This is a genomic window from Parahaliea maris, assembly GCF_008064665.1.
GTDB classification, from domain to species: Bacteria; Pseudomonadota; Gammaproteobacteria; order Pseudomonadales; family Halieaceae; genus Parahaliea; species Parahaliea maris.
Window position 1 is genome coordinate 921,249 of sequence record NZ_VRZA01000001.1, and the last position, 23,877, is coordinate 945,125.

Annotated in this window: 25 protein-coding genes; 11 read left to right on the top strand and 14 right to left on the bottom strand. The window is 62.5% G+C overall.

The annotated features are described in order from the left end of the window. The first annotated feature begins 17 nt into the window (after positions 1 to 17). Positions 18 to 1,586: a cation:proton antiporter domain-containing protein gene (locus tag FV139_RS04130; protein WP_148066932.1), complete on the top strand. Its 1,569-nt coding sequence runs from the start codon at positions 18 to 20 to the stop codon at positions 1,584 to 1,586. 49 nt (positions 1,587 to 1,635) lie between these two features. Continuing rightward, complete coding sequence (locus FV139_RS04135) at positions 1,636 to 2,178, top strand: YaeQ family protein (RefSeq protein WP_148066933.1); 543 nt, start codon at positions 1,636 to 1,638, stop codon at positions 2,176 to 2,178. 18 nt (positions 2,179 to 2,196) lie between these two features. Here the strand turns inward: FV139_RS04135 and FV139_RS04140 are convergent, their stop codons facing one another. Next, positions 2,197 to 3,429, bottom strand: coding sequence for a sterol desaturase family protein (locus FV139_RS04140; RefSeq protein WP_148066934.1), 1,233 nt, complete (start codon positions 3,427 to 3,429; stop codon positions 2,197 to 2,199). A 265-nt stretch (positions 3,430 to 3,694) separates the two neighbouring features. Between FV139_RS04140 and FV139_RS04145 the strand changes: the two genes are divergently transcribed. Next, positions 3,695 to 5,113 (top strand): Ada metal-binding domain-containing protein, encoded by a 1,419-nt coding sequence (locus tag FV139_RS04145; protein WP_148066935.1) that lies wholly within the window; start codon positions 3,695 to 3,697, stop codon positions 5,111 to 5,113. Continuing rightward, positions 5,110 to 5,592 (top strand): methylated-DNA--[protein]-cysteine S-methyltransferase, encoded by a 483-nt coding sequence (locus tag FV139_RS04150; RefSeq protein WP_407946791.1) that lies wholly within the window; start codon positions 5,110 to 5,112, stop codon positions 5,590 to 5,592. The genes FV139_RS04145 and FV139_RS04150 overlap by 4 nt, the downstream gene beginning before the upstream one ends. Positions 5,593 to 5,604: 12 nt before the next feature. Here the strand turns inward: FV139_RS04150 and FV139_RS04155 are convergent, their stop codons facing one another. The 12 genes from FV139_RS04155 to cysQ all read right to left on the bottom strand — a co-directional run bounded on the left by FV139_RS04155 (position 5,605) and on the right by cysQ (position 15,552). Continuing rightward, entirely contained in the window at positions 5,605 to 6,321 is a 717-nt protein-coding gene (locus tag FV139_RS04155; protein WP_187276386.1) for a hypothetical protein, read from the bottom strand. Next, positions 6,318 to 7,109, bottom strand: a complete 792-nt coding sequence (locus FV139_RS04160) for an FTR1 family protein (protein WP_148066937.1) — start codon at positions 7,107 to 7,109, stop codon at positions 6,318 to 6,320. Before FV139_RS04160 ends, FV139_RS04155 begins: the two co-directional genes overlap by 4 nt. Positions 7,110 to 7,114: 5 nt before the next feature. Next, entirely contained in the window at positions 7,115 to 7,465 is a 351-nt protein-coding gene (locus FV139_RS04165; RefSeq protein ID WP_407946792.1) for a cupredoxin domain-containing protein, read from the bottom strand. After that, positions 7,462 to 8,865 carry a sensor histidine kinase gene (locus FV139_RS04170; protein WP_148066938.1) on the bottom strand — a complete coding sequence of 468 codons (1,404 nt, stop codon included), beginning with the start codon at positions 8,863 to 8,865 and terminating at the stop codon, positions 7,462 to 7,464. The genes FV139_RS04165 and FV139_RS04170 overlap by 4 nt, the downstream gene beginning before the upstream one ends. After that, positions 8,862 to 9,521: a response regulator gene (locus tag FV139_RS04175; RefSeq protein WP_148066939.1), complete on the bottom strand. Its 660-nt coding sequence runs from the start codon at positions 9,519 to 9,521 to the stop codon at positions 8,862 to 8,864. Before FV139_RS04175 ends, FV139_RS04170 begins: the two co-directional genes overlap by 4 nt. Beyond that, positions 9,521 to 10,360, bottom strand: coding sequence for an SDR family oxidoreductase (locus FV139_RS04180; protein WP_148066940.1), 840 nt, complete (start codon positions 10,358 to 10,360; stop codon positions 9,521 to 9,523). Before FV139_RS04180 ends, FV139_RS04175 begins: the two co-directional genes overlap by 1 nt. 9 nt (positions 10,361 to 10,369) lie before the next feature. Further along, the gene (locus tag FV139_RS04185; protein ID WP_148066941.1) at positions 10,370 to 11,041 is read right to left on the bottom strand and encodes a TenA family transcriptional regulator; all 672 of its coding nucleotides are present in this window, start codon (positions 11,039 to 11,041) and stop codon (positions 10,370 to 10,372) included. Further along, positions 11,038 to 12,537, bottom strand: coding sequence for an AMP-binding protein (locus tag FV139_RS04190; RefSeq protein ID WP_213004010.1), 1,500 nt, complete (start codon positions 12,535 to 12,537; stop codon positions 11,038 to 11,040). Before FV139_RS04190 ends, FV139_RS04185 begins: the two co-directional genes overlap by 4 nt. Continuing rightward, on the bottom strand, positions 12,534 to 13,247 hold the full coding sequence (locus tag FV139_RS21120; protein WP_148066943.1) for a thermostable hemolysin: 714 nt from the start codon (positions 13,245 to 13,247) through the stop codon (positions 12,534 to 12,536). The genes FV139_RS04190 and FV139_RS21120 overlap by 4 nt, the downstream gene beginning before the upstream one ends. 107 nt (positions 13,248 to 13,354) lie before the next feature. Next, positions 13,355 to 14,248, bottom strand: a complete 894-nt coding sequence (locus FV139_RS04200; RefSeq protein WP_148066944.1) for an MBL fold metallo-hydrolase — start codon at positions 14,246 to 14,248, stop codon at positions 13,355 to 13,357. Positions 14,249 to 14,299: 51 nt separating this feature from the next. Then, positions 14,300 to 14,548 (bottom strand): YdcH family protein, encoded by a 249-nt coding sequence (locus FV139_RS04205; protein WP_235898515.1) that lies wholly within the window; start codon positions 14,546 to 14,548, stop codon positions 14,300 to 14,302. Between the two features lie 149 nt (positions 14,549 to 14,697). Beyond that, positions 14,698 to 15,552, bottom strand: a complete 855-nt coding sequence (gene cysQ / locus FV139_RS04210) for a 3'(2'),5'-bisphosphate nucleotidase CysQ (RefSeq protein ID WP_148066945.1) — start codon at positions 15,550 to 15,552, stop codon at positions 14,698 to 14,700. A gap of 145 nt (positions 15,553 to 15,697) precedes the next feature. Here cysQ and yrfG point away from each other — a divergent pair, with 145 nt between their 5' ends. Together yrfG and FV139_RS04220 are read left to right on the top strand one after the other, a co-directional pair. Further along, the gene (gene yrfG / locus FV139_RS04215) at positions 15,698 to 16,366 is read left to right on the top strand and encodes a GMP/IMP nucleotidase (protein WP_148066946.1); all 669 of its coding nucleotides are present in this window, start codon (positions 15,698 to 15,700) and stop codon (positions 16,364 to 16,366) included. Then, positions 16,363 to 16,761 carry an RNA-binding S4 domain-containing protein gene (locus FV139_RS04220; RefSeq protein ID WP_148066947.1) on the top strand — a complete coding sequence of 133 codons (399 nt, stop codon included), beginning with the start codon at positions 16,363 to 16,365 and terminating at the stop codon, positions 16,759 to 16,761. The genes yrfG and FV139_RS04220 overlap by 4 nt, the downstream gene beginning before the upstream one ends. 78 nt (positions 16,762 to 16,839) lie before the next feature. Here FV139_RS04220 and FV139_RS04225 read toward each other — a convergent pair whose 3' ends face one another. Next, complete coding sequence (locus FV139_RS04225) at positions 16,840 to 18,045, bottom strand: GGDEF domain-containing protein (protein WP_148066948.1); 1,206 nt, start codon at positions 18,043 to 18,045, stop codon at positions 16,840 to 16,842. 144 nt (positions 18,046 to 18,189) lie between these two features. On the opposite strand from FV139_RS04225, the gene FV139_RS04230 reads away from it, so the two are divergent. From FV139_RS04230 to rfbC, 5 genes are all read left to right on the top strand, one after another. Continuing rightward, on the top strand, positions 18,190 to 18,948 hold the full coding sequence (locus FV139_RS04230; protein WP_148066949.1) for an SGNH/GDSL hydrolase family protein: 759 nt from the start codon (positions 18,190 to 18,192) through the stop codon (positions 18,946 to 18,948). A gap of 71 nt (positions 18,949 to 19,019) precedes the next feature. Beyond that, on the top strand, positions 19,020 to 20,984 hold the full coding sequence (dxs, locus tag FV139_RS04235; RefSeq protein WP_148066950.1) for a 1-deoxy-D-xylulose-5-phosphate synthase: 1,965 nt from the start codon (positions 19,020 to 19,022) through the stop codon (positions 20,982 to 20,984). A 513-nt stretch (positions 20,985 to 21,497) separates the two neighbouring features. Further along, positions 21,498 to 22,277, top strand: coding sequence for a glucose-1-phosphate cytidylyltransferase (gene rfbF, locus FV139_RS04240; RefSeq protein ID WP_148066951.1), 780 nt, complete (start codon positions 21,498 to 21,500; stop codon positions 22,275 to 22,277). After that, positions 22,253 to 23,326: a CDP-glucose 4,6-dehydratase gene (gene rfbG / locus FV139_RS04245; RefSeq protein WP_213004011.1), complete on the top strand. Its 1,074-nt coding sequence runs from the start codon at positions 22,253 to 22,255 to the stop codon at positions 23,324 to 23,326. Before rfbF ends, rfbG begins: the two co-directional genes overlap by 25 nt. Beyond that, complete coding sequence (gene rfbC / locus FV139_RS04250; protein ID WP_213004012.1) at positions 23,323 to 23,877, top strand: dTDP-4-dehydrorhamnose 3,5-epimerase; 555 nt, start codon at positions 23,323 to 23,325, stop codon at positions 23,875 to 23,877. The genes rfbG and rfbC overlap by 4 nt, the downstream gene beginning before the upstream one ends.

The following is a 23,877-nucleotide window of genomic DNA, read 5'->3' on the forward strand; positions in this document are numbered from 1 at the left end:
CTGGCAGCGGTAACTCCATGCTTGATCCACTGATTATTCTGATCGCACTCGCCTGCGGTATGGCCAGCCGGGCAGTCGGCCTGCCCGCCCTGATCGGCTACCTCGGCGCCGGTTTTCTGCTCCACGAACTACAGGTGGTGGAGGGTGAAATCCTGCAGGTGCTGTCGGAAGTGGGCATTACCCTGCTGCTGTTTACCATCGGCCTCAAGCTACAGATCAAGGACCTGCTGCAGACCCGGGTCTGGGGCACCACCCTGGCCCATATGGCGCTACTACAGCTGTTTTTTCTCGGGGTGTTTTTCCTGGCTGGCAAGCTGGTACCCAGCCTGGCGCTGGGCTTCAGTGCCAGCATGGTGGGCGCCTTCGCGCTGACCTTCTCCAGCACGGTATTTGTTATCCAGGTGATGCAGGAACGCGGCGAGATGGCTTCCCGTCACGCGGCGCTGGCGGTGGGCATACTGATCATCCAGGATCTGGCGGCCGTGGTCTTCCTCGGCTTTTCCGCCGGCAAAGTACCCGGCCCCGAGGCCCTGCTGCTTCTGCTCTTCATTCCCCTGCGCGGCGTGATCCTGCGCCTGCTGACGCTCAGCGGCCACGGCGAATTGTTCACCCTGTTCGGCTTTGCCCTCGCCGTGGGCGGCGCCCAACTGTTCGAGCTCACCGGCGTCAAGGGCGACCTTGGCGCTCTGCTGATCGGTGCGGTGCTCGCCGGCCACCAGAAAGCGAAGGAGTTGTCGCGCAACCTGCTGCAATTCAAGGACCTGTTCCTGGTCTGCTTTTTCCTCACCATTGGCCTGGCCGGCTGGCCGCGCGGCGAACTGATCGTGCTGGCCCTGGTGATCGGCGTGCTGGCCGTGATCAAACCGCCGCTCTATTTCCTGCTGATGACTCGCCTGCATACCCCGCCACGGACCGCGCTCCTGGCCAGCCTGTCGCTGGCCAACTACAGCGAATTTGGCCTGATCGTGGTGGCCATTGCCGCCAGCGCCGGCTGGATGGATGCCCAGTGGTCCGGCGCCATCTCTCTGGCTATCGCCGTGAGCTTCCTGATCGCCTCGCCCCTCAATCGCTTTTCCCACAAGATCTACCGCCGCTGGTGCCATCGGCTGCAAGCCTTCGAAACAGCGCAGGTGCGCGCGACCCACCCGGACACCCGCAACACCCGGGTCATGGTGCTCGGCATGGGTAACATCGGCACCGGTGCCTACGAGTCCATCGCCGAAGTGTACGGCTCCGAGGTGCTGGGTGTGGACGACAACGACCGCAAGCTGGCAGCCCATCGCGCGGCCCATCGGAGGGTAGTGGCCGCCGATGCCTCCGACCCGGACTTCTGGCACCGGGTGGACCTCAATAACATCGAATTGATCATGCTGGCCCTGACCAACCACCAGGAGAACAAACTGGTCGGCCGCCTGCTGGAGGACCTGGGCTACAAGGGCCGTATTGCCGCTGTGGTTCGCTTCGAAGAGGAAGCAGAGGAACTGGAACGCTACGGCATTTCGGCTTTCAACCTCTATGCCCAGGCGGGGTCGGGCTTTGCCGCCCACGCCGCGGAACAGTTGCGGGACGAGCGCCAGTCGGCCTGACGTCCGGCAGCATTCTGCTACAATCCGCGCCCCCTGAACGGAGCTGCCCATGGCCCTCAAACCGACGATTTACAAAGTCCAGTTACAACTCGCCGACAGTGACCGCAGCGTATACGAGGACCACAACCTCACCCTGGCGCGACACCCCTCGGAAACCGAAGAGCGACTGGCGGCGCGGGTGCTGTCTTTTGGCCTGTTCGCCGCACCGGGGCTCAACTTTACCAAGGGGCTTTCCACCACCGACGAGCCCGACCTGTGGCAGCACAGCGACAGCGGGGAAATCGAGCACTGGGTTGAGCTGGGGCAGCCGGAACCCGCCCGCCTGCGCAAGGCCTGCGGGATATCCCGGAAAGTGAGTGTCGTAGCCTACGGCAAGAGTGCCGACACCTGGTGGAACCTGAACCGCGAGGCCATGGAAAGCCTGCCACACCTGCAGGTGCTGCAACTGGCCTGGCCCGAGGTGCAGGCAGCCGCAGCGCTGCTGACCCGCAATTGCTCCCTGTCGCTCAGCATTGCCGGCGGCACACTTTATCTCGATACCGGCAACCAGCCGGTGACGCTGGAGCCGCTAACCCTGTTCGCCACTGATTAGGTCATTGCTGCGGGGCAATCAGGCCGCTTCGGCTTTCTCTGGTGCCGGGACGGGAGCGGACAAAACCCGCAGCGCCAGGGCATTCAGGACCAGGTAAACCAGCCCGGCCAGCCACGCCAGAGTCGCCAGCTCCGCCTGCCAGGCCACTACGACCAGCCCCGCAATGGCCGCGAGGCGCAACCAGTCCCGGCGCGCCGCAGCGGACTGCCCGTCGAGCCAGCCCGCCGTGGCGACCGTGGTGGCCAACATGGCAGCCCACAGCAATACGCCCGCCCCATAGCTGAGTTCCGTAGCCTGCATAACGCCCAGTAACAACACCACGGTCACCAACTGAAAGAAGGCATAGCCTTTTACCGCGCCGCTCACCGGCGGATCGTACTTGCGGAAACGGCTGAGATCGGCTTTTTCCCGGGGAAAGCGGGCCTCGACATCGGCCGGGCGCCAGCCCATGGGAGCCCACCAGACCCGCAACTTGTCGCGCCAGTCCCGGGCATGCCAACTGTCGCGCGCCATGTCGACGTAGATGTGGGTCAGCGCTTTCACCGGATTGAAACTGTGCAGGGGCCCGCGGATACCGTAAACCGGCAGGTCCTCCTCCAGTTCCTCCTGGAAGGTGCCAAACAGGCGGTCCCAGAGAATGAATACGCCACCGTAATTCCGGTCCATGTAGCGGTCGTTCTGGGCGTGGTGCACGCGGTGGTTGGACGGCGTCACGAAGATCCACTCATACCAGCCCAGCTTGGGCACGTGTTCGGTGTGCACCCAGAACTGGTAGATCAGGTTGAGGGAACCCACGGTCACCACCACCTCGGCGGGAATCCCCAGCAGGTACATCGGAATGTAGAACACCCAGCTCAGCAGGAAGCCGGTGCTGGTCTGGCGCAGGGCGGTGGACAGGTTGTAGTCCTCGCTCTGGTGATGGGCCACGTGAGCCGCCCAGAGCACGGTTCGCTCATGGCCCAGCCGGTGCAACCAGTAGTAGCAGAAATCGTACAGGACAAAGGCCAGTACCCAGGTAAACCAGTGCCCGCTGTCCATCAGCGGCAGGGAGAAATAGCGGGTGATCAGGTAGTAAATGTACCCGCCGATCCCCAAGGTCACAAAGCGTCGCGCCTGACTAAGGGTGCCAAGGAACAGGCTGCCCACACTGTCGTTCAGGCGGTAGGTATTGCGCCCCCGCTTAAGGCCCCAGGCCAGCTCCAACAGGATGGCCAGAATAAAAAGCGGGACGGCATAGACAACAAGATTCATAGGTAATGATTGTTAGGGCGCATCCGGAAACTGAAATTTCGAGTCACCCCCGCGCAGGCGGGGGTCCATTTTTCTGTTAAAGCAATGGATTCCCGCCTGCGCGGGAATGACTCACTCATCTGAGCAGCTGTTTCCGGATACGCGCGAGTTAGGATTATTGGGCAAGTATCGTGGCAACACGGGCTGAATACAAACTGAACCCCGGCACTGGATACAGGGCCGATTCTGGCTAGTAGCACCCGCTCCCGGGGACTATAGTGCCCCCATGACGCACTTTGACCTACAGGGCCCCACACCGCCCGACCCGGAAACCTGCCGCCGGGCGCGGCTCTCCCGCGACCCCCGCTTCGACGGCGAATTCTTCCTGGCGGTACGCACCACCGGCATCTACTGCCGGCCGATCTGCCCGGCCCGCCTGCCCGCCGAGGAAAACGTCCAGTACTTCCGCGAGGCCAGCCAGGCGGCCAGCGCCGGCTTCCGGCCCTGCCTGCGCTGCCGCCCGGAAGCCGCCCCGGGCAGCCCCGCGTGGCAGGGTAGTACCACCACGGTGAACCGGGCGCTGGCCCTGATCAATGCCGGCGCGCTGAACAGTGGTTCGCTGGAAGATCTGGCGACCCGCCTGGGCGTGGGCGAACGCTACCTGCGCAAACTGTTCCAGCGCGAGCTGGGTGTTTCCCCGCTGGCGGTGGCGCAGAACCGCCGCCTCCTGTTCGCCAAACAGTTATTGGTGGAAACCGACCTGCCGATTACCGGCATCGCCTTCGCCGCCGGCTTTGGCAGCGTGCGCCGCTTCAACAGCGCGGTGCGCGCCAGCTTCGGCATGGCACCCAGTGCCCTGCGGCGCCGACAGAACCTGCCCACCGGCAGTATCCGGCTACAATTGCAGTACCGCGAGCCCTACGACTGGGACGGCGTGATCGACTTTTTCGCCCGCCATGCGATCGACGGTATCGAACAGGTTGAAACCGCTGCGACGGCCGGCCGCGGTCGCTACCAGCGTCGGGCCACGGTCGACAACATCCCGGTCCAGTTCAGCGTGACGCCCGCATCCAGTCCGGGGGCCCTGGTACTGGAGATCCACAGCCCGGAACCCATCGAACTCATGCCCCTGGTCTCCCGGGTGCGGCGTATGTTCGATCTCGACGCCAACCCCGCAGCCGTTAGCGAAGTATTGGGCAGGGAACCCGCACTGAACCCGTTGCTGCAACACTATCCCGGGGTACGTTCGCCCGTGGTCTGGTCGCCCGCAGAAGCCACCGTGCGCGCGATCGTGGGCCAGCAGGTAAGTATCGGCGCCGCGCGCACCGTCTGCGCCCGGCTGGCGGAAGTCTGCGAGAGCGACGACTTCCCCGACCCTGCCCGGCTTGCCGCCCTGCCGGACAGCGCCTTTGCCATGCCCTCCCGCCGCCGGGAAAGCCTGAGGGCCGCCTGCCGTCTGTTGCCTGCCTGCCCCCCCGAACAGTTGCTGGAACGCCTGGGAGAACAACCTGGTATCGGCCCCTGGACCCTGGCCATGGTCGGCATGCGGGGCCTCGGTGACCCGGACTGCTTCCCCAACAAGGACCTCGGCCTGCTGCGCGCCTGGGAGGCCCTGGGCGAGGACAGTAAAACCCTGGCAGGCGCTGCCCAGCGCTGGCGCCCCTTTGGCGCCTACGCCGCCAACCTGTTATGGAGAAGCCTGTGAATTCCCTGACGCTCAAGACACTGACCTTCGAAAGCCCGATCGGCCCCCTGCAGCTCGTCTCCAATGGCCGTGCGCTGACCGCGATTCATTTTCCGGACCAGCACCAGCCCGCTAGCCCCGCGCCGGAGGATGCCGTACTGACCCGTGCAGCCACCCAACTGGAAGAGTACTTCGCCGGGCAGCGCCGGCAATTCGACCTGCCGCTGGCGGGCAACGGCACGCCCTTTCAGCAGTGTGTGTGGCAAGCCCTGCGGGAGATACCCCACGGCGAATTGCGCAGCTATGCCGATATCGCCCGCTCGATCGGCCGCCACAAAGCGGTGCGCGCCGTCGGCGCGGCCAATGGCCGCAACCCCTTGCCCATTGTGGTGCCCTGCCACCGGGTGATCGGCAGCAACGGCACCCTGACGGGTTACGCGGGAGGATTGAAAATCAAGCGGCAGTTGCTGGCACTGGAAGGAGTGACCGCCTTTGCTTGACGCGCATCGGCGTCAAAACTCATATTCCAGCAGCGCCCGCAGGGTGTAATCGGGCGTGGTGTTATCCACCCCCAGGATCACCGCGGCCTCCCAGTGCAGACTGCGCCCGGGACCCAGACGGAACGTGCCGAGCCCGGCGGGACCGATACCGACCGTATCCTCGCCCATGTACAGTTCCAGTGCCGGCTCCAATTCCTGGCGGTAACGGTAGCGGGACTGCAAGGCGAGGCCGGTTTCCCACTCGTCGCGGATATCGTCGCCCCATTCGTAACCCAGTTCCAGGTTGGCGGTCACGCTATAGCGGCCCAGCTCTCGCTCCAGCAACAGGGATACCGCACTCTCCCAGGCGTCGTCCTTGCGGGATTTTTCCAGTTCGAACAACAGGCCGTAGTCCAGCGCATATTCGCCCTGCTCGGTGAGCTGCCACAGGGCTTCCACTTCGTAGTCACTGACCGAAAAGCCTCCGTCCCGGTTGTCTTCTCCCACCAGGTAGGCCTCCAGCGCCAGGTTGGGTGCGACCGCGCGGCCTATACTCAGGCGGTGGACCTGGCTGCGCCCCTGCCCGGTGGCCGGATTATCATCGGCCGCAATGGCACGATATTCCAGCTCCCACACCAGAGGGTCCACGTAGGGGTGGTAAACCTTGTCAATTGCCAGGCCGTCCGCCATCACTGGCAGGTTGAGCAGCATCAGCGCAGCCCCCAGTCCCCTGCTGGTGACAATTCTCATGACGTTTGACCTCCTCGATAGGGTGAACGGGCCGCGTAAATGCTGGCGCTGATGGCGAGGGCCAGGCTGGCCAGATACAGACCCAACTGCACGCGGCCCGGGGTGGCCTCGTATCCGAGCACCGCGTACAGCAGTTCCCCCGTGACGGACTCTTCCGATACCAGCCAGGAGCTGTTCCAGACCGGGTCCACATTCAGCAACCAGCCGGCCTGCTCCAGCAGCATCACACCCTGCATCACCATGCCCGCACCCAGCAGGCAGAGACTGGCCAGACAGAGCCGGTAGGCCAACCGCCCCGGCCGGGTCACCAGGGCCCAGTAACACAGGGTGCCGGCGCTGACCCCGATACCCGCGCCCAGGGCGCTGCCCAGCAGGACCGCCTGGCGGTAGCTCTCGACAGCGGCGAATCCGCGTACATACAGCAGGACTTCCGAGCCCTCGCGGGTCACCGCCAATGCCACGGCCAGCGCCATCAGGGGACCGGTGAAAGCCGAGTAGTGCCGGCCGTCCGAGCGCTCCCGGGTATCCAGGATCACCGCGCAGACCACGAAAAACACCCCGATCTGCAGCGCGGCATTGGTGACCTCCTGGCCGGTGCCATCCAGCATGTCAGTCAGGGGCCCCAGGGCACTCGCAAGGCCGATGACCCCTGCCACCGACGCCACAGCCGCGGGCCACAGCCAGTTAAAGCCCAGCTGTATCACCCGTGCCAGGGCCAGCAGCGCGGTGACCAGGATGGCCGCCTCGAGCACTTCGCGCAGGACCAGGATGACGGAATTGATCAGCATCGACCCTACTCCGCTATCACCCGCCCCTGGGCGGTCTGCGGATTGAATTCACCGAAGAAGGGATAGACGCCGGGCGCCAGGGGGCCGATAAAAATGACCGCCTTGCGCCCACCGAGAATCACTTTCTCCCGGTTGAGCTCGTAGCTTTCAAATTCTTCCGGTGTGGGGTCTTCATTGGTTACCACCAACTTGACCCGGGTGTTCGCGGGCACCACGACTTCATCGGGTTCGAACAGGTGGTCGCGGATGACCAGGTGAAATTCAGGGGCCGCCAGGACGGCGCCCGAAAGCCCCAGCCCTGGCAGCAGCAGACACAGCAGCAGCCCCGACCGCACACGCCGGCGCCGGGCAGTCACTGGCTTGCCTCCGCCACGGGGAAGTACACCCGGACCGCCAAGCCCTTGCCCGGAGGCGGCGTATCCAGCCGCACCTCCGCCCCATGCAACTGGGCGATCTGCCAGACAATGGCCAGGCCCAGGCCCGCCCCGCCGACCCCACTGCTGTCGTCGACCCGGTAAAAACGGCGAAATACCTGGTCCCGCTCTGCGGCCGGGATACCCGGTCCGTCGTCGGTGACCACCAGGCAGGGCCTGCCCTCGTCCATACCGGTCGTCACCTCTACCTCACTGCCGCGACCGGCGTACTTGCGCGCGTTGTCCAGCAGGTTGCGCAGCAGGGTGTCGAGCATCACCTCGTCACCCTGCACCGTACAGTCCTCGCCGCCCAGGGACAGGGACAGGCCCGCCTCGGAAAACAGGGGCCACAGGGAGGCGGCGACCCGCTCGGCCAGGGCATGCAGGTTGACGGTGGCAAAATGTCCGCGCATCAGTTCGGGCTGGGTGCGGGAGATATCCAGTAGCTGCTCGACCAGGTGCTGCATGCGATCGACGTCGGCGCGGATATGGCACAGGGAGGGGTGATCTGCCGACAGGTCCTGGGACAGGTTGTGCAGGTGAATTTTCAGGCCACTGATGGGAGTGCGCAGTTCATGGGCCGCGTGGGAGGCAAAATCCCGCTCCCGTTGCAGGGCCGACGACAAGCGCGCCAGCAGGGCATTGGTGGACCCCACCACCGGGCGTAGTTCTACCGGAGGGGTTGGGAATACCAGCGGTTCCAGGTCGTCACTGGCCTTGCGGTTGATCTGCTGTGACAGGGAGCGAAGGGGTGCCAGCCCCCAGCCCACCAGGAACCAGATCAGCACGGCGGCGACCGGCAACCAGGTGAGCAGGGGCAATACCGACTCCATCACCACCCGCTCGGCCAGGGTGAAGCGCAAATCGGCGCGCTCGGCAACCTGGTACCAGGTACCGTCGGCGCCGGCCACGGTCAGGGTCCGCCAGCGAAAACCGCCGAAATTGGCGTAGTCGAAGCCGGCATCGAAACTCGCCATCGGCTCGCTGCCCGGCACGCCGGCGTGCTGGAGTAACTGGTCATCGCGCCAGACCTGGAACGCGAAACCCTCACCGGGTTGGAGGCTTTTGTCTCCCTCAGGCCCAGGGCTGTCTGCCCCCGGCTCAGGGCTGTCTATTTGTCGCTCAGGGCTGTCTATTTGTCGCTCAGGGCTGTTCGCTCCCGTCGCCTCTGCCCCAACAGCGTCGTGGTAACGCAGGATATCGACCGCGTAGCGCAACTGGGTGTCGAGTAACTCCTCGGCCCTGTCCATGCTCGCCCGATACCCCAGCAGGGCCGCCAGGAACGACACCAGCGTGAACGCGGCGATCAGCATGGCAACCAGGGAGACTCGAATCGAGGTCATGCAGCGGCAACAGTGTAGCCAATACCCCGCACGGTGCGGATGAAGCCTTCCGGCAGTTTCCGGCGCAGGTGGTGAATGTGCACCTCCAGCGCATTGCTGGCCACTTCCTCACCCCAACTGTAGAGGTGGTTTTCCAGGGTCGAGCGGGTGAGCACCTTGCCGGCATTTTCCATCAATGCCTTGAGCAGCATGTACTCCCGGCGCGGCAGGTTGAGCGCCTCGCCCTCCACCGAAACGGTGTGGGCGGTCGCGTCCAGTGACACTGGGCCAATAGTGACCTGACTGCTCGACGCCGTGGACAGGCGCCGGGCAAACACCCGCAGGCGGGCGGCAAGTTCCTGCATGTCAAAGGGCTTGGCAAGGTAATCGTCGGCACCGCGATCGAGCCCGGCGACCTTGTCCTCGGCCTCGCCGCGGGCGGTGAGCAACAGTACCGGAGTGGTGTCGTGCCGGCCGCGCAATTCGGACAGTACCTGCAGCCCGTCCATATCCGGCAGGCCGAGGTCCAGCACCACCATATCGTGAGCCTCGGCACGGGTGGCGGCCAGCGCTTCGCGCCCGCAGGCCACGTGATTCACCACGAAGCCCTCGCGGCCCAGGGCCGCCTCCAGGCCGCTGGCCAGTGAGAGGTCGTCCTCCACCAACAGGATGCGCATCAGGCGGCGGCTCGCTCCGCTTTCGATTTGACTTGGGCTTTCCCGCTGGCACCGGCATCGGGCTGTTGCGCGTAGCGGCGAATGACCGGTAGCGCTTGCCGCAACGATTTATCCACCAGCGCCGGCAACAGCGCGTTGACGCGCACAAACAGTTTCTCCGGCCAGCCGGTGTGGCGACGGCGTTGATCGCCCTCGATAAACTGCGCCAGCGACTCAGCAACAGCTTCCGGCGCATCCATGGCGTTGCCCAGCTCTGCATTCATGGCTTCTACCTGTTCCGCATTCATGGCTGTACGGATCGCCCGCGGCGCGAAATAACGCACGGAAACCGGGCTGTCTGCCAGCTCCCGCGTCAGGGCCTCGGTGAGACCGCGCAAGGCGAACTTGCTCGCACAATACGCCGAGAAGCCCGGATAGCCAATAGCCCCGAAGGTAGAACCGACATTGACGATAACCGAGTTGCGCTGCTGCAACACCGGCAACAGGTCGCGGATCAGTGCAGCTGGCGCCTCTACATTCACCTGCATCATCTGCCCTAGCTGGTCCGCCGACTGCTCTTCGAACAGGCAGAAGGCGTTGATGCCGGCGCAGTTGATCAGGCCGTCCAGCCCGGTACCGGCCGCGGCCACCACTGCCGCCCTGCCCGCCTGTTCCGTCAGGTCCGCCTCTACCGTGACATGCCCGCAACCCGGCAAGGTTGCCTGCAGGGTCGCCAGGGCCTGGGCGTTGCGGCCCACCAGCACCAGCACCGCTCCGCGCCGGGCCAGCGCGCAGGCCACTGCCCGACCGAGGCCGCCAGTGGCACCCGTCAGCACCAGATGCTTGCCTTCTATTTTCACTTGTCCTCCTCAGGCCGCCAGCGCAGCTGCCTGCACTGGGTCCACACTGCGAAAAACATCTGCATAGAGCCGATAGAACATACCCGCGGCGTGCAGGATCGCCTGCTGGTCCCCGGGCTCCTCGATACGGTCCATCAGGCCGCGGAAAAAGTCCACGTGTTCAATATCCAGCGAACCGTGGGAGCGCAGATAGGTAAAGGCCTTTGCCGACAGTCCAGTGGAGGCCATTACCTGTGCCGCTGCAGAATCGGCGACCGCGATACTGGTGCCCTCCAGCACATGCACCATGCCAAAAAAGGCCAGCGGGTTCTGGCGGTCGATCAGGTGATAGGCGTAGGCCACCATCAGCTCGGTGGCGGGATTGGGCTGGCTGTGCTCGGCCAGATCGCGGTCGTAGCCGCAGGCGGCGATGTCATTCAGCACCCATTCCTGGTGGCCCTTCTCCTCCTCGATGTACTCGGCAACGGCCTCTCGCAGCCACTCCTGATCAGGACGCAGGCGGCTCCCCGCAGCCATCAGCAGGGGCACCGTATGCCGCACATGGTGGTAGGCCTGACACAGGAAGGCGGCATAGCGCTCGCGACTGAGCTTGCCATCGAGCGCGTCGCGCACCAGGGAAGTGACCAGCAGCGCTTCGCGTTCTGCGACCGTGGAATCCAGTAATTGCTGATAGAAACTCATTTGGCTTGTAGCTCCTCAGGATGGTTAAGGGCGTGATAGAGGGCGTCGACCGCCTCCTGAAAATGGGCGGCAATGGCCTGCCGCCGCGGCTTGCCATTGGCGGTCAACAGCCCGGAGCGGGCCGATACCGGCCGCACCAGCCGCAGCCAGGGGCCGATGCGGGCGTAGTCCGGCAGGCGAGCGTTGGCCGCATCGATGGCCGCCTGGATCATGGCATTGGAGACTGCGCTGTCTCGCGGGTAAACCAGTGCACAGCAGCTGGGTCGACCATCTCCCAGTACCACCGCCTGCTGCAGGACAGTGCTGCCCAGCAACTCGCTTTCAACCCACTCCGGGCTGATGTTGCGACCGTAGGCCGTGATCAGCAGATTCTTCCGGCGACCTTCCACGACGAGGTAGCCTTCGTCGTCGAGCCGCCCGAGGTCACCCGTTGCCACCCGCTGGGGATACCAGCTCGAGGGTTCCCCCAGGTAGCCGAGGAAGGCATTGCCCTCCACAACCAGTTCCCCGTCCTCCTCCTGCACCGCCAGGTGCGGCAGTACCTGGCCACTGGTACCCGGCCGATCACGGCCAGGCGCATTGAGCGCAACCACGGAAGCGCACTCCGAAAGGCCGTATCCCTCGTAGACCGGCAGACCCTGGCGGCGGGCCCGCTCTACCAGCCCGGGCGCTACCCGGGCACCACCCACAGCCACAAAGCGCAGGGACGACGGCGCCTGCCAGCCCGACTCCGCTGCCTCCACCAGCCCCCGCAGCAACTCGGGCACCAGGATCAGGCTTTGCGGTTGCGCCACCTCCAGGGCTGTCAGGAAGCGGTGTGCGTCGAGACCGCTGCTGCCGATGAGCCCGGTCTGCGCACAGCCGGGAACGATGACCTGCCCGCCCGACAGCAGCGGCAGGTACACGCCGGCAATGTTCTCGAGCAGGGTCGCCAGTGGCAGCAAGGCCAGGTGACGCACCCGGTTCAACCCGGTACGGCTCAACAGGGAAGCGGCCACGGCCAGGCACTGCTCGGTAGACAGGCACACCCCCCGCGGCTGCCCGGTGGACCCTGAGGTAAACGTGATTTTGGTGGTGCCAGCGGGCAGCGGGGCCACGCTTTGTGGCACGCGGTGAGCCAGGGACAGGTCTCCAAAGACCGTCACCCGCGGGGCTTCGCACACCGCAGCGGTAAAGAAATCGTCGCCCGCCGCGCAGACCGCATCCACCCCGGCCGCCTCGAGCAGCCAGCGCATCTGCGCCGCGCTGAAGAAGGTGGGAACGGGTATCAGCACCACCCCCGCCAGCTGGGCGGCCAGATCCACAATCACCCAGCCGGGGCCATTGTCAGCATGCAGTGCCAGCCTCTGGACAGAGGCGTTGCGCAGTGCGGCGGCAACCCGCTGCACCTCACAGTACAGCGCCTGGGCCGTCAGGGATTGCCCCGAGCCCGACAGCACCGGGCTGTCGGGGTCCTGCTCTGCCCGCAAATGCAGTGCGCTCAGCAGGCGGCTCACTGAGCCTCCCGGGCAACTGCCGCAGCGAGGGTGGTGATAGCCGTCGCATATTGCGCCATCAACGCCACCATGCCGGGCTGGGTGGCCGCCTGGCGCACCGTGCGATTGACGTCCGCCAGCATTACCACGGGTTCGGAGTCGTAATAGCGCCCCCAGCTCTCGCCCCCGTCCGGCAGGCATTCCGGGCGGGCGCCCTGGATGGGGCGCGGCGAGAAGCCGCAGCGGGAGAGGGACCGCCGCACCGCCTTGTTGGCGGCGAACAGCAGGTAATCCACCCCACCCGCCTGCAGGGCACAGGCCACAATCAGGTAGAGAATCCCACTGTGGCCACCCCGGGAAGCCGCCAGATTGCCCAGTTCCATGATCCGCTGCCGCGGTGCCAGGGTGCCGTACAGTGTGCTGGCATAGTGCTCCACCGGCCGGTCGAGGTAGTGTTCGCAGAACAGGGGCTGGCTGGCAGCGCTGCGCAGGCCGAAGGCCGCCTCGGGCTCACCGTCGCGGTAGAGCCCCGCCAGCAGGGGCATGAAACTGTTTACCTCGGCACCGTAGGTACGGGCAAATACTCGGTGCACATAGTTTTCAAGCACGTCCCGGGCCGGCCCACAGTGGCTGACGACGCGCAGTTCAGGCAGCGACAGGGCCGCCCCGGATACAGGGACGCGAGGGGCGGGGACGGCGGATTCGGTAACTGCCGGAGAAGTATGCAACATGGCTGGTCTCCCTAATGTGTCAGGAAGAGACTAACCCGCTGCCCTTAGCAGAAACTTAAGCAAAAACTTAAGCGAAAACTTATCCCGAAACGACGACCCGGCAAGGACTAGCGGCTGGCGGCAATCGTGCGAATCCACTTGGCCTCGTCGATAAAGCCCGCACCCCAGCTGTCCCACTTGTTACCGAGCCCCTCGGCGACAATTTCATCCACGCTGGCGCCATCGTCCAGGCGGTCATTCACCAGGCCAATGGTGGCCTCCAGCATACCCACGTAACTGCGCAGGTCCGCCCGTGTCGCCAGGTCGCCGTGCCCGGGTACCACGACCGTGTTGGTGTCGATGCGCTTGAGGACGGCTCTGACATTATTGAGATAGCCCCCGACACTGCCGCCGGAACCGAGGTCGACGAAGGGGAAACGATCCTTGAAGAAGTGATCCCCCATATGCACCACGTTCTGTTCGACAAAGTACACCACCGAATCACCATCGGTATGGCCACTCGGGTAGTACTGGGCTTCAATCGTCGTGCCGTTGAAGCGCAGGGCCAGGGAGTCGGCGTAGGTCACCACCGGCAGCGCCGGCCGCGGGCTGGGCTCCACCACGCGATTCATGGCTTTCATTTCCTGCCGGGTCGACATCCGCTGGTAGACATTGTCGTGGGCCACAATCACCGCGCCCCGCTCACCCCAGAAGGCATTGCCGCCGGTATGGTCGAAATGCCAGTGGGTGTTCAGCACAAAGCGCGGGGTCGCCTCTCCGGCAGCCGCCAGCCCCTTCAGGGTCTCGGCGTAGACCGGGGCATAATTGGTGTAGTCATCGTCAATGATCAACACACCGTCTTCGCCCACCGACGCCACCACGTTACCGCCGCGACCCTGCAACAGGTGCAGCGGTGCCGGCAGGGGGCTCACCTTCACTACCAGTTCGGCATCCTCCTGGGCACTGAGGGGCAGGCTCACCGCCAGGGCGGCAGACAGTAGCAGGCGAATCGGGTTGCGCATGGTGGTCCCCTTTGTGTTTTTTCTGGTTGGGAGCTGCCTGTAGGGAAGCGCCTAGGCGTTCAGGTCCGGGATCAACTCATCCTTCAGGCGTTCGATGGCGTCCTTGAGGCGCAGCTTCTCTTTTTTCAGCCGCTGCAGGAGGATCTGGTTCTGGGAGGGATAGCGGTACATTTCCGCGATGCGCAGGTCCAGGGCCCGGTGCCGGGAAACCAGATTCTGCAAGCGCATGGCGGGGGTGATGGTTTCATTGGCAGCGTCCCCGCGGTCCTCATGCGCGTTACCTTCCGGGGGCTCTCTCATGTTCATTCCACAGCTCCACATCCAGACCGTGACAGGCCAGTGCCACACTCTATACCCACTTCGATTGCGGTGACAAGCGAGCACCCCGAATGGGGCCGTAAGCGCCGCACAAAGGTGCTGATTTTGACCGGAACGGGGCTGGAGGGGGCTTACAAGCTGCTGTCGAGGTAGCGCTGCCACAGGGCATTGCCCGGGTCGGCGATAGCCAGAAACGGCAGGCTGAGGAGACTGTCCCGGCGGTTGTATTCCAAGGCCTTGCCATCCAGGCCCAGTACTGCGCCGCCGGCGGCCTCGACCAGGGCCTGGCCGGCGGCCACGTCCCACTCACAGCAGGGTGAATAGCGCGGGTAAAAGTCGCCATCGCCCTGAGCGAGGTCGCAGAATTTAAGGGCACTGCCACTGTTGTGACGTTCCAGTGTCCCCCATGCCTGCTCCAGCCAGGCCAGGGCGGCCTGCAGGCGTTCGCCGCGATGCCGCCGGCTGGCCAGGATTGCCAGCGGTGCGCCCGCTTGCAGGGGCCGGGTGTGGATGGATTCCGCTTCCCACTCTCCGTCCCCCTCGCCGTTGCCCGAAAACCGGTAGCAATGCGCGCCAAATCCGGGAATCCCCACATAGGCAAGCCTCGGCAAGGGCTGGTAGAGCACCCCCAGTACCGGGCGATGGCCATCGATCAGGGCGACATTGACCGTGAACTCGCCGGTACCTGCGACGAATTCCTTGGTACCGTCCAGTGGGTCCACCAGCCAGTAGAGAGGCCAGTCGTGACGGCGGGCCTTGTGCTCGGCGGAGGATTCCTCCGACAGCACCGGCACCTGCGGCAGCAGTTCCTTGAGGCCGTCGCGCAGAATGACGTGGGAGTCGAGATCGGCCCGGGTCAGGGGTGAGTCATCGTGCTTGGACTCCACCGCCACGTCACCGGGGGCGTGGTAATGGTGGCAGATGGCATCGCCAGCCTTGTGGCACAGTGCCAGCACGGCGGGGACGAGGGCGGGCAGATCGGTCACGGCGGGTCCTGGGTTGCAGTGCCCGTACTATACCATCGGCAAATGCCAGCGCGGCGGGCACCCTGCGCCAGGCGGTAAAAGTAGGCATAATATGCCCCCGCAATTCTGAACAACGCGCTGCGCCGGCAGCGCCAACGGACCCGCCATGATTGACTGGGACAGCATCGACACCGTACTGCTGGATATGGACGGCACGCTGCTCGATCTGCATTTCGACAACTTCTTCTGGACCAAGCACATTCCCCGGGAATATGCCCGCCGCAACCAGCTGCCCGAAGCGGAGGCCAGCGAGGCCCTGATGGCCCGCATCAGCCAGAATCGCGGGACGCTGGAGTGGTACTGCGTGGACTACTGGAGCGAGCAGCTCGATATGGACATACCCGCCCTGAAGCGGGAGCTGAAGCACATGGTGAGCCTGCGCCCCTTTGTGCCGGAGTTTCTCAGCGCCCTGCGCGAGGGTGCGCGGGATGTGGTGATGGTGACCAACGCCCACCGCAAGACCCTCGACATCAAGATGGAACAGGTGGACATCACCCCCTGGTTCCATCGCATCGTGGTCTCCCACGAGCTGGCCGCGGCCAAGGAGGAGCAGGCCTTCTGGCACGCCCTGCAGGAACACCACCCCTTCGACCCGGCCCGTACCCTGCTGATCGACGACACCGAAACCGTGCTGGAGGCCGCACAAACCTACGGCATCGCCCACCTGCTAACCCTGCTGCAACCGGACAGCCAGCGCCAGAAGCGTATCGACACCCGGTTCCCGGGCATTCACCACTTTGACGAGATCATGCCCGGGGCGGCGAAACCGGCATGAGCGACCCCGTCGCCAAACTGCGCCTGGACAAATGGCTGTGGGCCGCCCGCTTCTTCAAGACCCGCAGCCTGGCCAAGGGCGCCATCGAGGGCGGCAAGGTGCAGCTGGAGGGCCACCGGGTGAAGGTCTCCCGGGAGATCAGCGTGGGCGACCGGCTGCAGATCCGCCAGGGCTGGGACCTGAAGGAAGTGGTGGTGGAAGGGCTGTCCGACCAGCGCCGGGGCGCCCCCGAGGCCCAGCAGCTATACCGTGAAACTGACGATTCCATCGCCCGCCGGGAAGCGGAAGCCGCGGCCCGCAAGGCCGCTGGCGGGATGATCGAACGGCCCGAAACCCGGCCCACCAAAAAACAACGACGCCAGATCCATCGGTTCAAGAACATTCACGAAGAGTAAGGACCGCCCTGGCAGGAACCATTGCTCAACGCATCTCAGGGTTCGGGAGTTGCTTCCCGAGCGACGATGACAAAAGGGCTATACCCCCGCAAAAGCAATCGCGTTCCGCCCCGAGTCCTTGGCCTCGTAGAGCGAGCGGTCCGCGACCTTGATCAGGTCCGCCGGCTCCAGATTGGCCCCGGGACACACCGTCACCACCCCCTGGCTGACAGTAATGAACTCCGACACCTCCGAAGTCCCGTGCGGAATGCACTCGGCAATCACCAGCTCCTTCAACCGCTCCGCCGTACGCAGCGCCGAATGCTCACTGGCGCCTGGCAGAATGAGAATGAACTCCTCGCCACCGTAGCGGGCCACCACCTCGCCGGCCCGGGCCGTGGCCCGCTGCATCAGGTCCGCCAGGCGCTGCAGTACCCCGTCCCCGGCCGGGTGACCGTAGGTGTCGTTGTAGTTTTTGAAGTAATCCACGTCCAGCATGATCACCGACAGCTCCGCGCCACTGCGCCGGGCCCGGTTGATTTCGTCGCGCAGTACCTGGTTGACCACCCGCCGGTTGCCCAGCCCTGTGAGTTCGTCGACATTGGCGAGGTCCGTGAGCTGGCGACGGGCGTCGCGCAGCTGTCGGTTGCGGTCGCGCAGGGACTGCGTCAGGTCGCCCAGTTCCCGCGACATGGCCTCGCGCTCCCAGTTGAGGGCGATCATGTTGCGAAAAGACAGGTACACACGGTTGCTCACCAGCAGCAGGACACCGCAGACGGCGAGGGTAAACAGGCCCACCAGCAGGTTGTTGGCCTCGTCCCAGTAATGCGCCAGGCACCACCAGGCAATGGGCCATAGGGAGGTGAACAGGTGGGCGATGAAATACTCGCGCAGGGCCAGGGTCACCCCCATGGAGAGGGTGATGACCATGAATATCAGGAGCAGGAACATGTACTGCACCGGCGCCGGGGCCACGAAGGTGGCCGCGATATAAGCCGTCGACCAGACCGCACCGGTGATCACCGCCCCCAGCAGCAGCTGCCAGTACACCCGCCGGGGCCGGTCCTGGTAACTGCGCTCGACCAGTGCATTGCTCATGTACAGCGAGCGCGCCAGCAGCATGATCAGCACCCCGCAGGCCCACAGCAGCAGCCAGGTGATCTCCACGAACTGCCAGAACAGCACGATCGTCGCCAGCACCCCCAACATATTGGCGGAGATGGTAGCAATGCGGCCGTTCTGCATGAGCATCTCCAACTGGGCGGAGAACAGCTCATCGGCCGGTATGGCGCGCTGATAGATCATCGACCAATGCTACAACGGCCCCAGCCCGTCACCTAGGGGCAGGGGAGAAAAGCTGAGAACCCCGTCACAGCCAGCCCCCAGCCCGAATTGCCTGCCAAGCGGAATTCCGACACACTGGCCGGAAAAGATTTTGGGGCCCGGGGCATGTACTCCTGGAAGACGATACGCGCGTTCTGCGCGGTGTTGCTGTTGTTGCCGCTGGCACACCTGGCCATTCTGCTGGCCAGGGAGAGCATGGCAACCATGGAAAGCTCCCCGACCGTGTGGCAGAACGAGGTGGATCGCTATATCCGGCAGGACGACCGGGCCTCCCTGCCAGACAGTCCATTAGTGGTCATTGGCGGCCGCCGCGCCTCCCTGTGGCCGAATTTGGCATCCACCGTCAGCCCCATGCCTCTGATACTGCGCTCGCTGGGCAATGCCATTGTCGACGACTTCATCTACTACCACGATCGAATGGTGAGCTTTTACCGTCCCGCCGCTGTGGTGCTGCTGCCAGGGAGTACCGAGTTTCACCACCGGGCCAACAATTCCGCCGGCCAGCTGGTCGCCTCCATCAAGACCCTGGTGGACCTGGATACCAGCCTGAGTAAACGCCGAAGGTTCTATGTGTTTGCCCCCATCAAGACCCCGCTCCACCGGGAGGACTGGCCCACCATTGATGCGGCTGTGGCGAAGCTGGCGAAGTGGGGCATTGACCATCCGGCCTTCGAACTGATCGACCCCAACCCGCTGCTGAGCGCCCCTGATGGCACGCCGGATTCGACCTTTTTCCGCAGCGAAGGCATCCAACTCAACGATGCCGGCTACCTGCGCCTGGATATGCTGCTACGGCAGGCACTGGTGGAGGACTTTCCCGCCGTCTTCTCGCCAACTACCAGTACCGCCAACGCTCACCGCTGAACCCCCCGCGGCGGTAAATATTGCCCGCCCCCAGCCATTCATTCCCCGGCAAAATGCGCTAGAATCGCCGGATGTTGCAGGACATCCCTAATATCCGCCCCCAAACCCCCCTACTGGACGCCGTCGACCAGGGCCGCGCGCTGCGCAGCCTGCACGAAGGCGAACTGGAAACCCTCGCGGAAGAGCTCCGTGCTTTTCTCCTCTACACCGTGGGCCAGACCGGCGGCCACTTCGGCGCGGGCCTCGGCGTGGTGGAACTGACCATTGCCCTGCACCACGTGTTCAACACCCCCGATGACCGCATCGTGTGGGACGTGGGCCACCAGACCTACCCTCACAAGATCCTCACCGGGCGCATGCAGCAGATGCACACCATGCGCCAGGCGGGCGGCCTGGCGGGATTCCCCAAGCGCAGCGAGAGCGAGTACGACACCTTTGGGGTGGGCCACTCCTCCACCAGCATTTCCGCTGCCATGGGCATGGCCCTGGCGGCGAGACAGCTAGGTATTGAACGCAAGGTTGTCGCCGTAATTGGAGACGGCGCCATCACCGGCGGCATGGCCATCGAAGCCCTGGCCCACGGCGGCCACGAGCGCCCCAACATGCTGGTGATCCTCAACGACAACCAGATGTCCATCGGCTACAACAAGGGCGGCCTGGCCACCTACTTCGCCAAGATCTGGGCCAGCAAGACCTACATCGCCCTGCGCGAAGGCTCCAAGCGCGTGCTGGAAAAAATCCGCCCCGCCTGGGAACTGGCCAAGCGCACCGAAGAACACATGAAAGGCATGGTCGCCCCCGGCACCCTGTTCGAGGAACTCGGCTGGCACTACATCGGCCCCCTCGACGGCCACGACCTGCCCGGCCTGATCCAGACCCTGGAAAACATGAAGGACCTGGAGGGCCCCCAGTTCCTCCATATCCGCACCATGAAGGGCAAGGGCTTCGCCCCCGCCGAGCGCGACCCCGTTGGCTACCATGCCATCAACAAGATTGAGGCCAAACCCAAGGGGCCCCAAGCGGCACTCCCCGAGCCAGGGACTACGCCGTCCGCCCCCAAGAAGATCAAATACCAGGACGTGTTCGGCCGCTGGCTGTGTGACATGGCCGAGAAAGAACCACGCTTGGTGGGCATCACGCCAGCGATGTGCGAAGGCAGCGGCATGGTCGACTTCGCCAAACGCTTCCCCGACCGCTACTACGACGTGGCGATTGCCGAACAGCACGCCGTCACCCTGGCCGCGGGTATGGCCTGCGACGGACTGAAGCCAGTGGTAGCGATCTATTCGACATTTTTACAGCGTGGCTACGACCAGTTGATCCACGACGTAGCGCTGCAGAACCTGGACGTGACCTTCGCCATCGACCGCGCCGGCCTGGTCGGCCAGGACGGACCAACCCATCACGGCGCTTTTGACCTGAGCTACCTGCGGTGTATCCCCAACATGGTGATTGGGGCGCCTTCGGACGAGAATGAGTGCCGGCAGATGTTGTATGCGGCGTACCAGCATGAAGGGCCGAGTGCGGTGCGGTATCCGCGTGGGACCGGGCCTGGGGCGTTGGTGGCGGATGAGATGTCGGGGATGGTGATTGGGAAGGCGGCTCTCATTCGTGAAGGCGACCAGGTGGCAATTCTCAGCTTCGGGCCATTGCTGGCGGAGGCGAAGAACGCAGCAGAGGTGCTAAACGCGACAGTTGTAGATATGCGTTGGGTGAAGCCGATGGATGAGAGGTTAGTCGCTGAGTTGGCTACACATCATAAATTGCTAGTATCAATTGAAGATGGCTCAGCCGCCGGCGGTGCGGGGTCCGCCATAGCCGAGTTTCTTCTCCGCAACGGTTTGAATACTGCGCTGTTGGTGATAGGTCTCCCGGACGAGTTCGTCGAACACGGCCCCCAAACCGAGCAGCGGACAGCAATGAGTATTGATGCAACAGGAATAATAAGGTTAATCGGACAAAGAGCGGAGATAGACATAGTGGGGATTTCGAATATCCCACATACCATTCGAACTGCACAGACAAATTCTCCTTAAGCCTCACCGTCCCGCAAAAACAGAGAGCAAACGAGTAGCCTCTATGATAAATTCGTCGTACTCGTTAGCTACCTTGCGTTTTACAAACTCCGCGCTTAGTGGGAATAACCACATATTCCCTACAAACAGGACGATTATTCGAAGAATTAACCGTAAATTTTTTTGCCAATTCAGTACTGACTGCACATCATATTGGTAGTAAGCCCGTGAGAGAGTGCAGCAGAACTTGACTAACACGAATACCTCAACTGAATGTCCGTTAACATCTAACGCACCGGACGAACCGGCGCATTCGTCAAAATTTAGAGATCTGACAACGGTAAATTTCCTGCATGTCGTTCTTCGTGAATCAGTCTACTGCTCGGCCATCGACAGTTCTGCATGGCCTTGACGACCTCGAAGAGACTGACAAAAACCAAAAAAGAGCTTTTAGATCAAGTCAAATGCGACGATGCTGCATTTACAAATAGTAGACTGAATGGCTTGGAGTAATGGCCGGGAGACGGGGCAAGCATGAAAGCAGTGATACTAGCCGGTGGGTTAGGCACAAGAATTTCTGAAGAAACTCATTTAAAACCAAAACCCATGATTGAAATAGGTGGGCGGCCGCTCCTTTGGCACATTATGAAAATCTACTCCCAGCATGGGGTCAATGATTTTATTATTTGCTGCGGATATAAGGGTTATCTTATAAAAGAATATTTCGCGAACTATTTTCTACACATGAGCGACGTCACGTTTGACCTGAGCGATAATAGCGTCCAAGTTCATGAAAAGTATGCAGAGCCATGGCGAGTGACACTTATTGACACCGGTGAAACCACAATGACAGGCGGTCGGCTGCGGCGTGTAAAAGATCATATCAAGGAAGAGGATTTAGTTTGCTTCACCTATGGCGACGGTCTGGCAGACGTCGACATACAATCCCTTATCAAGTACCACCAAAGCCAGGAAAAGCTCGCTACAGTAACCGCAGTTCAACCCCCCGGTCGATATGGCGCGTTGGATATACAAAACAATGATGTGACCGGCTTTATTGAGAAGCCTCGCGGGGATGGCGCCTGGATCAACGGTGGCTTTTTTGTGTTATCACCCACTGTTATAGACTTGATTGAAGGCGATAGCACGGTATGGGAGGAAGGCCCATTGAGAACCCTAGCCGCCAACGGCGACCTTTCCGCCTATCGTCACGAAGGTTTCTGGCAACCGATGGACACATTGCGTGAGAAAAGATTGCTTGATGACTTATGGCAGTCTGGCCGAGCACCATGGAAAACGTGGACCTCACCATGATAGGTTCGGCGTTTCTCGACAAAACCGTACTCGTCACTGGGCATACAGGATTCAAGGGAAGCTGGCTGGCTCTTTGGCTGAAACACATCGGAGCCAAGGTCAAAGGGCTGGCGCTTGCCCCAGACTCAGTTAACAACCACTGGGACTGTCTCGGACTCGACATTCAGGAATATCGAGTCGATGTTCGTGATGCCGCAGGACTACGAAAAGCGTTAAATTCGGCGAAACCTGATTTCATTTTCCATTTGGCCGCGCAAGCGTTCGTACGCAAATCATACAAAGACCCCGTATCCAATTGGCAGTCAAATGTCATGGGCACCATCAATCTGCTCGAAGCGTGCAGACAAACCCCTAATACTGCCGGAATTTTGGTGGCGACTTCCGACAAATGCTACCAAAATCTTGAGTGGAACTGGGGTTACCGGGAATCAGATCCTCTCGGCGGTCACGACCCGTATAGTGCATCAAAAGCTGCAGTAGAGCTCGCAGTATCGAGCTATCGATCCTCGTTTTTCAGTAACGCAGACAGCCCACTCTTGGCAACCGCGCGCGCTGGGAACGTCGTCGGCGGCGGTGACTGGTCTGAAGAGCGGTTAATACCCGACATCTTCCGAGCAATCGAACTGAATCAGCCGGTATACCTTCGCTATCCCACCGCGACACGTCCGTGGCAGCACGTGCTCGATGCGATTTGCGGCTATCTAATTTTGGGGAGTCGGTTGTTACAGGGCGATCGGACCTGTGCGCGGGCCTGGAATTTCGGCCCGGGCCCTGAAGCTAACAGGTCTGTAATCGAAGTTTTAGAACTTTTAGGCCGACAGTGGCCTTCATTGCATTGGGAGTGTGACGAGTACGAACACCCCCACGAGGCCGGCTTACTTTATCTTGATAGCTCAGAAGCAAGGGCATTGCTAGGCTGGAAACCCCAGTGGGATTTAGAGACAACGATCAGTCGAGTATCTGAATGGTATCAATCCTGGTCTGAGCAGGGAGAGGTTATTTCACAACGACAGCTCCTAGATTTCGTAGGCGGAGGCAAGAAGTTGTGAGTTGGTTTCGGCGAGAAAGTACTCCAATTCCTGGTCTTTCGATTCTCCAAGGCAAAGCCAATTCGGATAATAGAGGTGAATTTTCCCGTCTATTCTGTGCGAAAGAGATGTTAACTATTCTGGGAACCAACAGCTTTGCACAGGTCAATCGCTCATTAAGTCACGAATCTGGAGTGATTCGGGGTTTACACTTCCAACGTCCACCGCATGCAGAGATAAAACTCGTCCGGTGCATTCGTGGTCGAGTTTGGGATGTCGCCGTCGACCTGCGTGAGGATTCGCCGACTTTTTTAAAGTGGTATGCAGAGGAGCTTTCAGGACATAACCATAAAGTAATGGTAATTCCGGAAGGTTTCGCGCATGGGTTTCAAGTTCTAGACAAGGAAAGTGAACTTATTTACTTCCACTCTAAGCCCTACCAGCCTTTCGCGGAGGGCGGGCTTCGTTATGATGACCCAGCCCTCACAATTAATTGGCCGCTACCTGCACGCAATGTTTCAAATCGAGATCTCAGCTTTCCGTTCATCTCTGAGGGATTTACAGGACTTTAA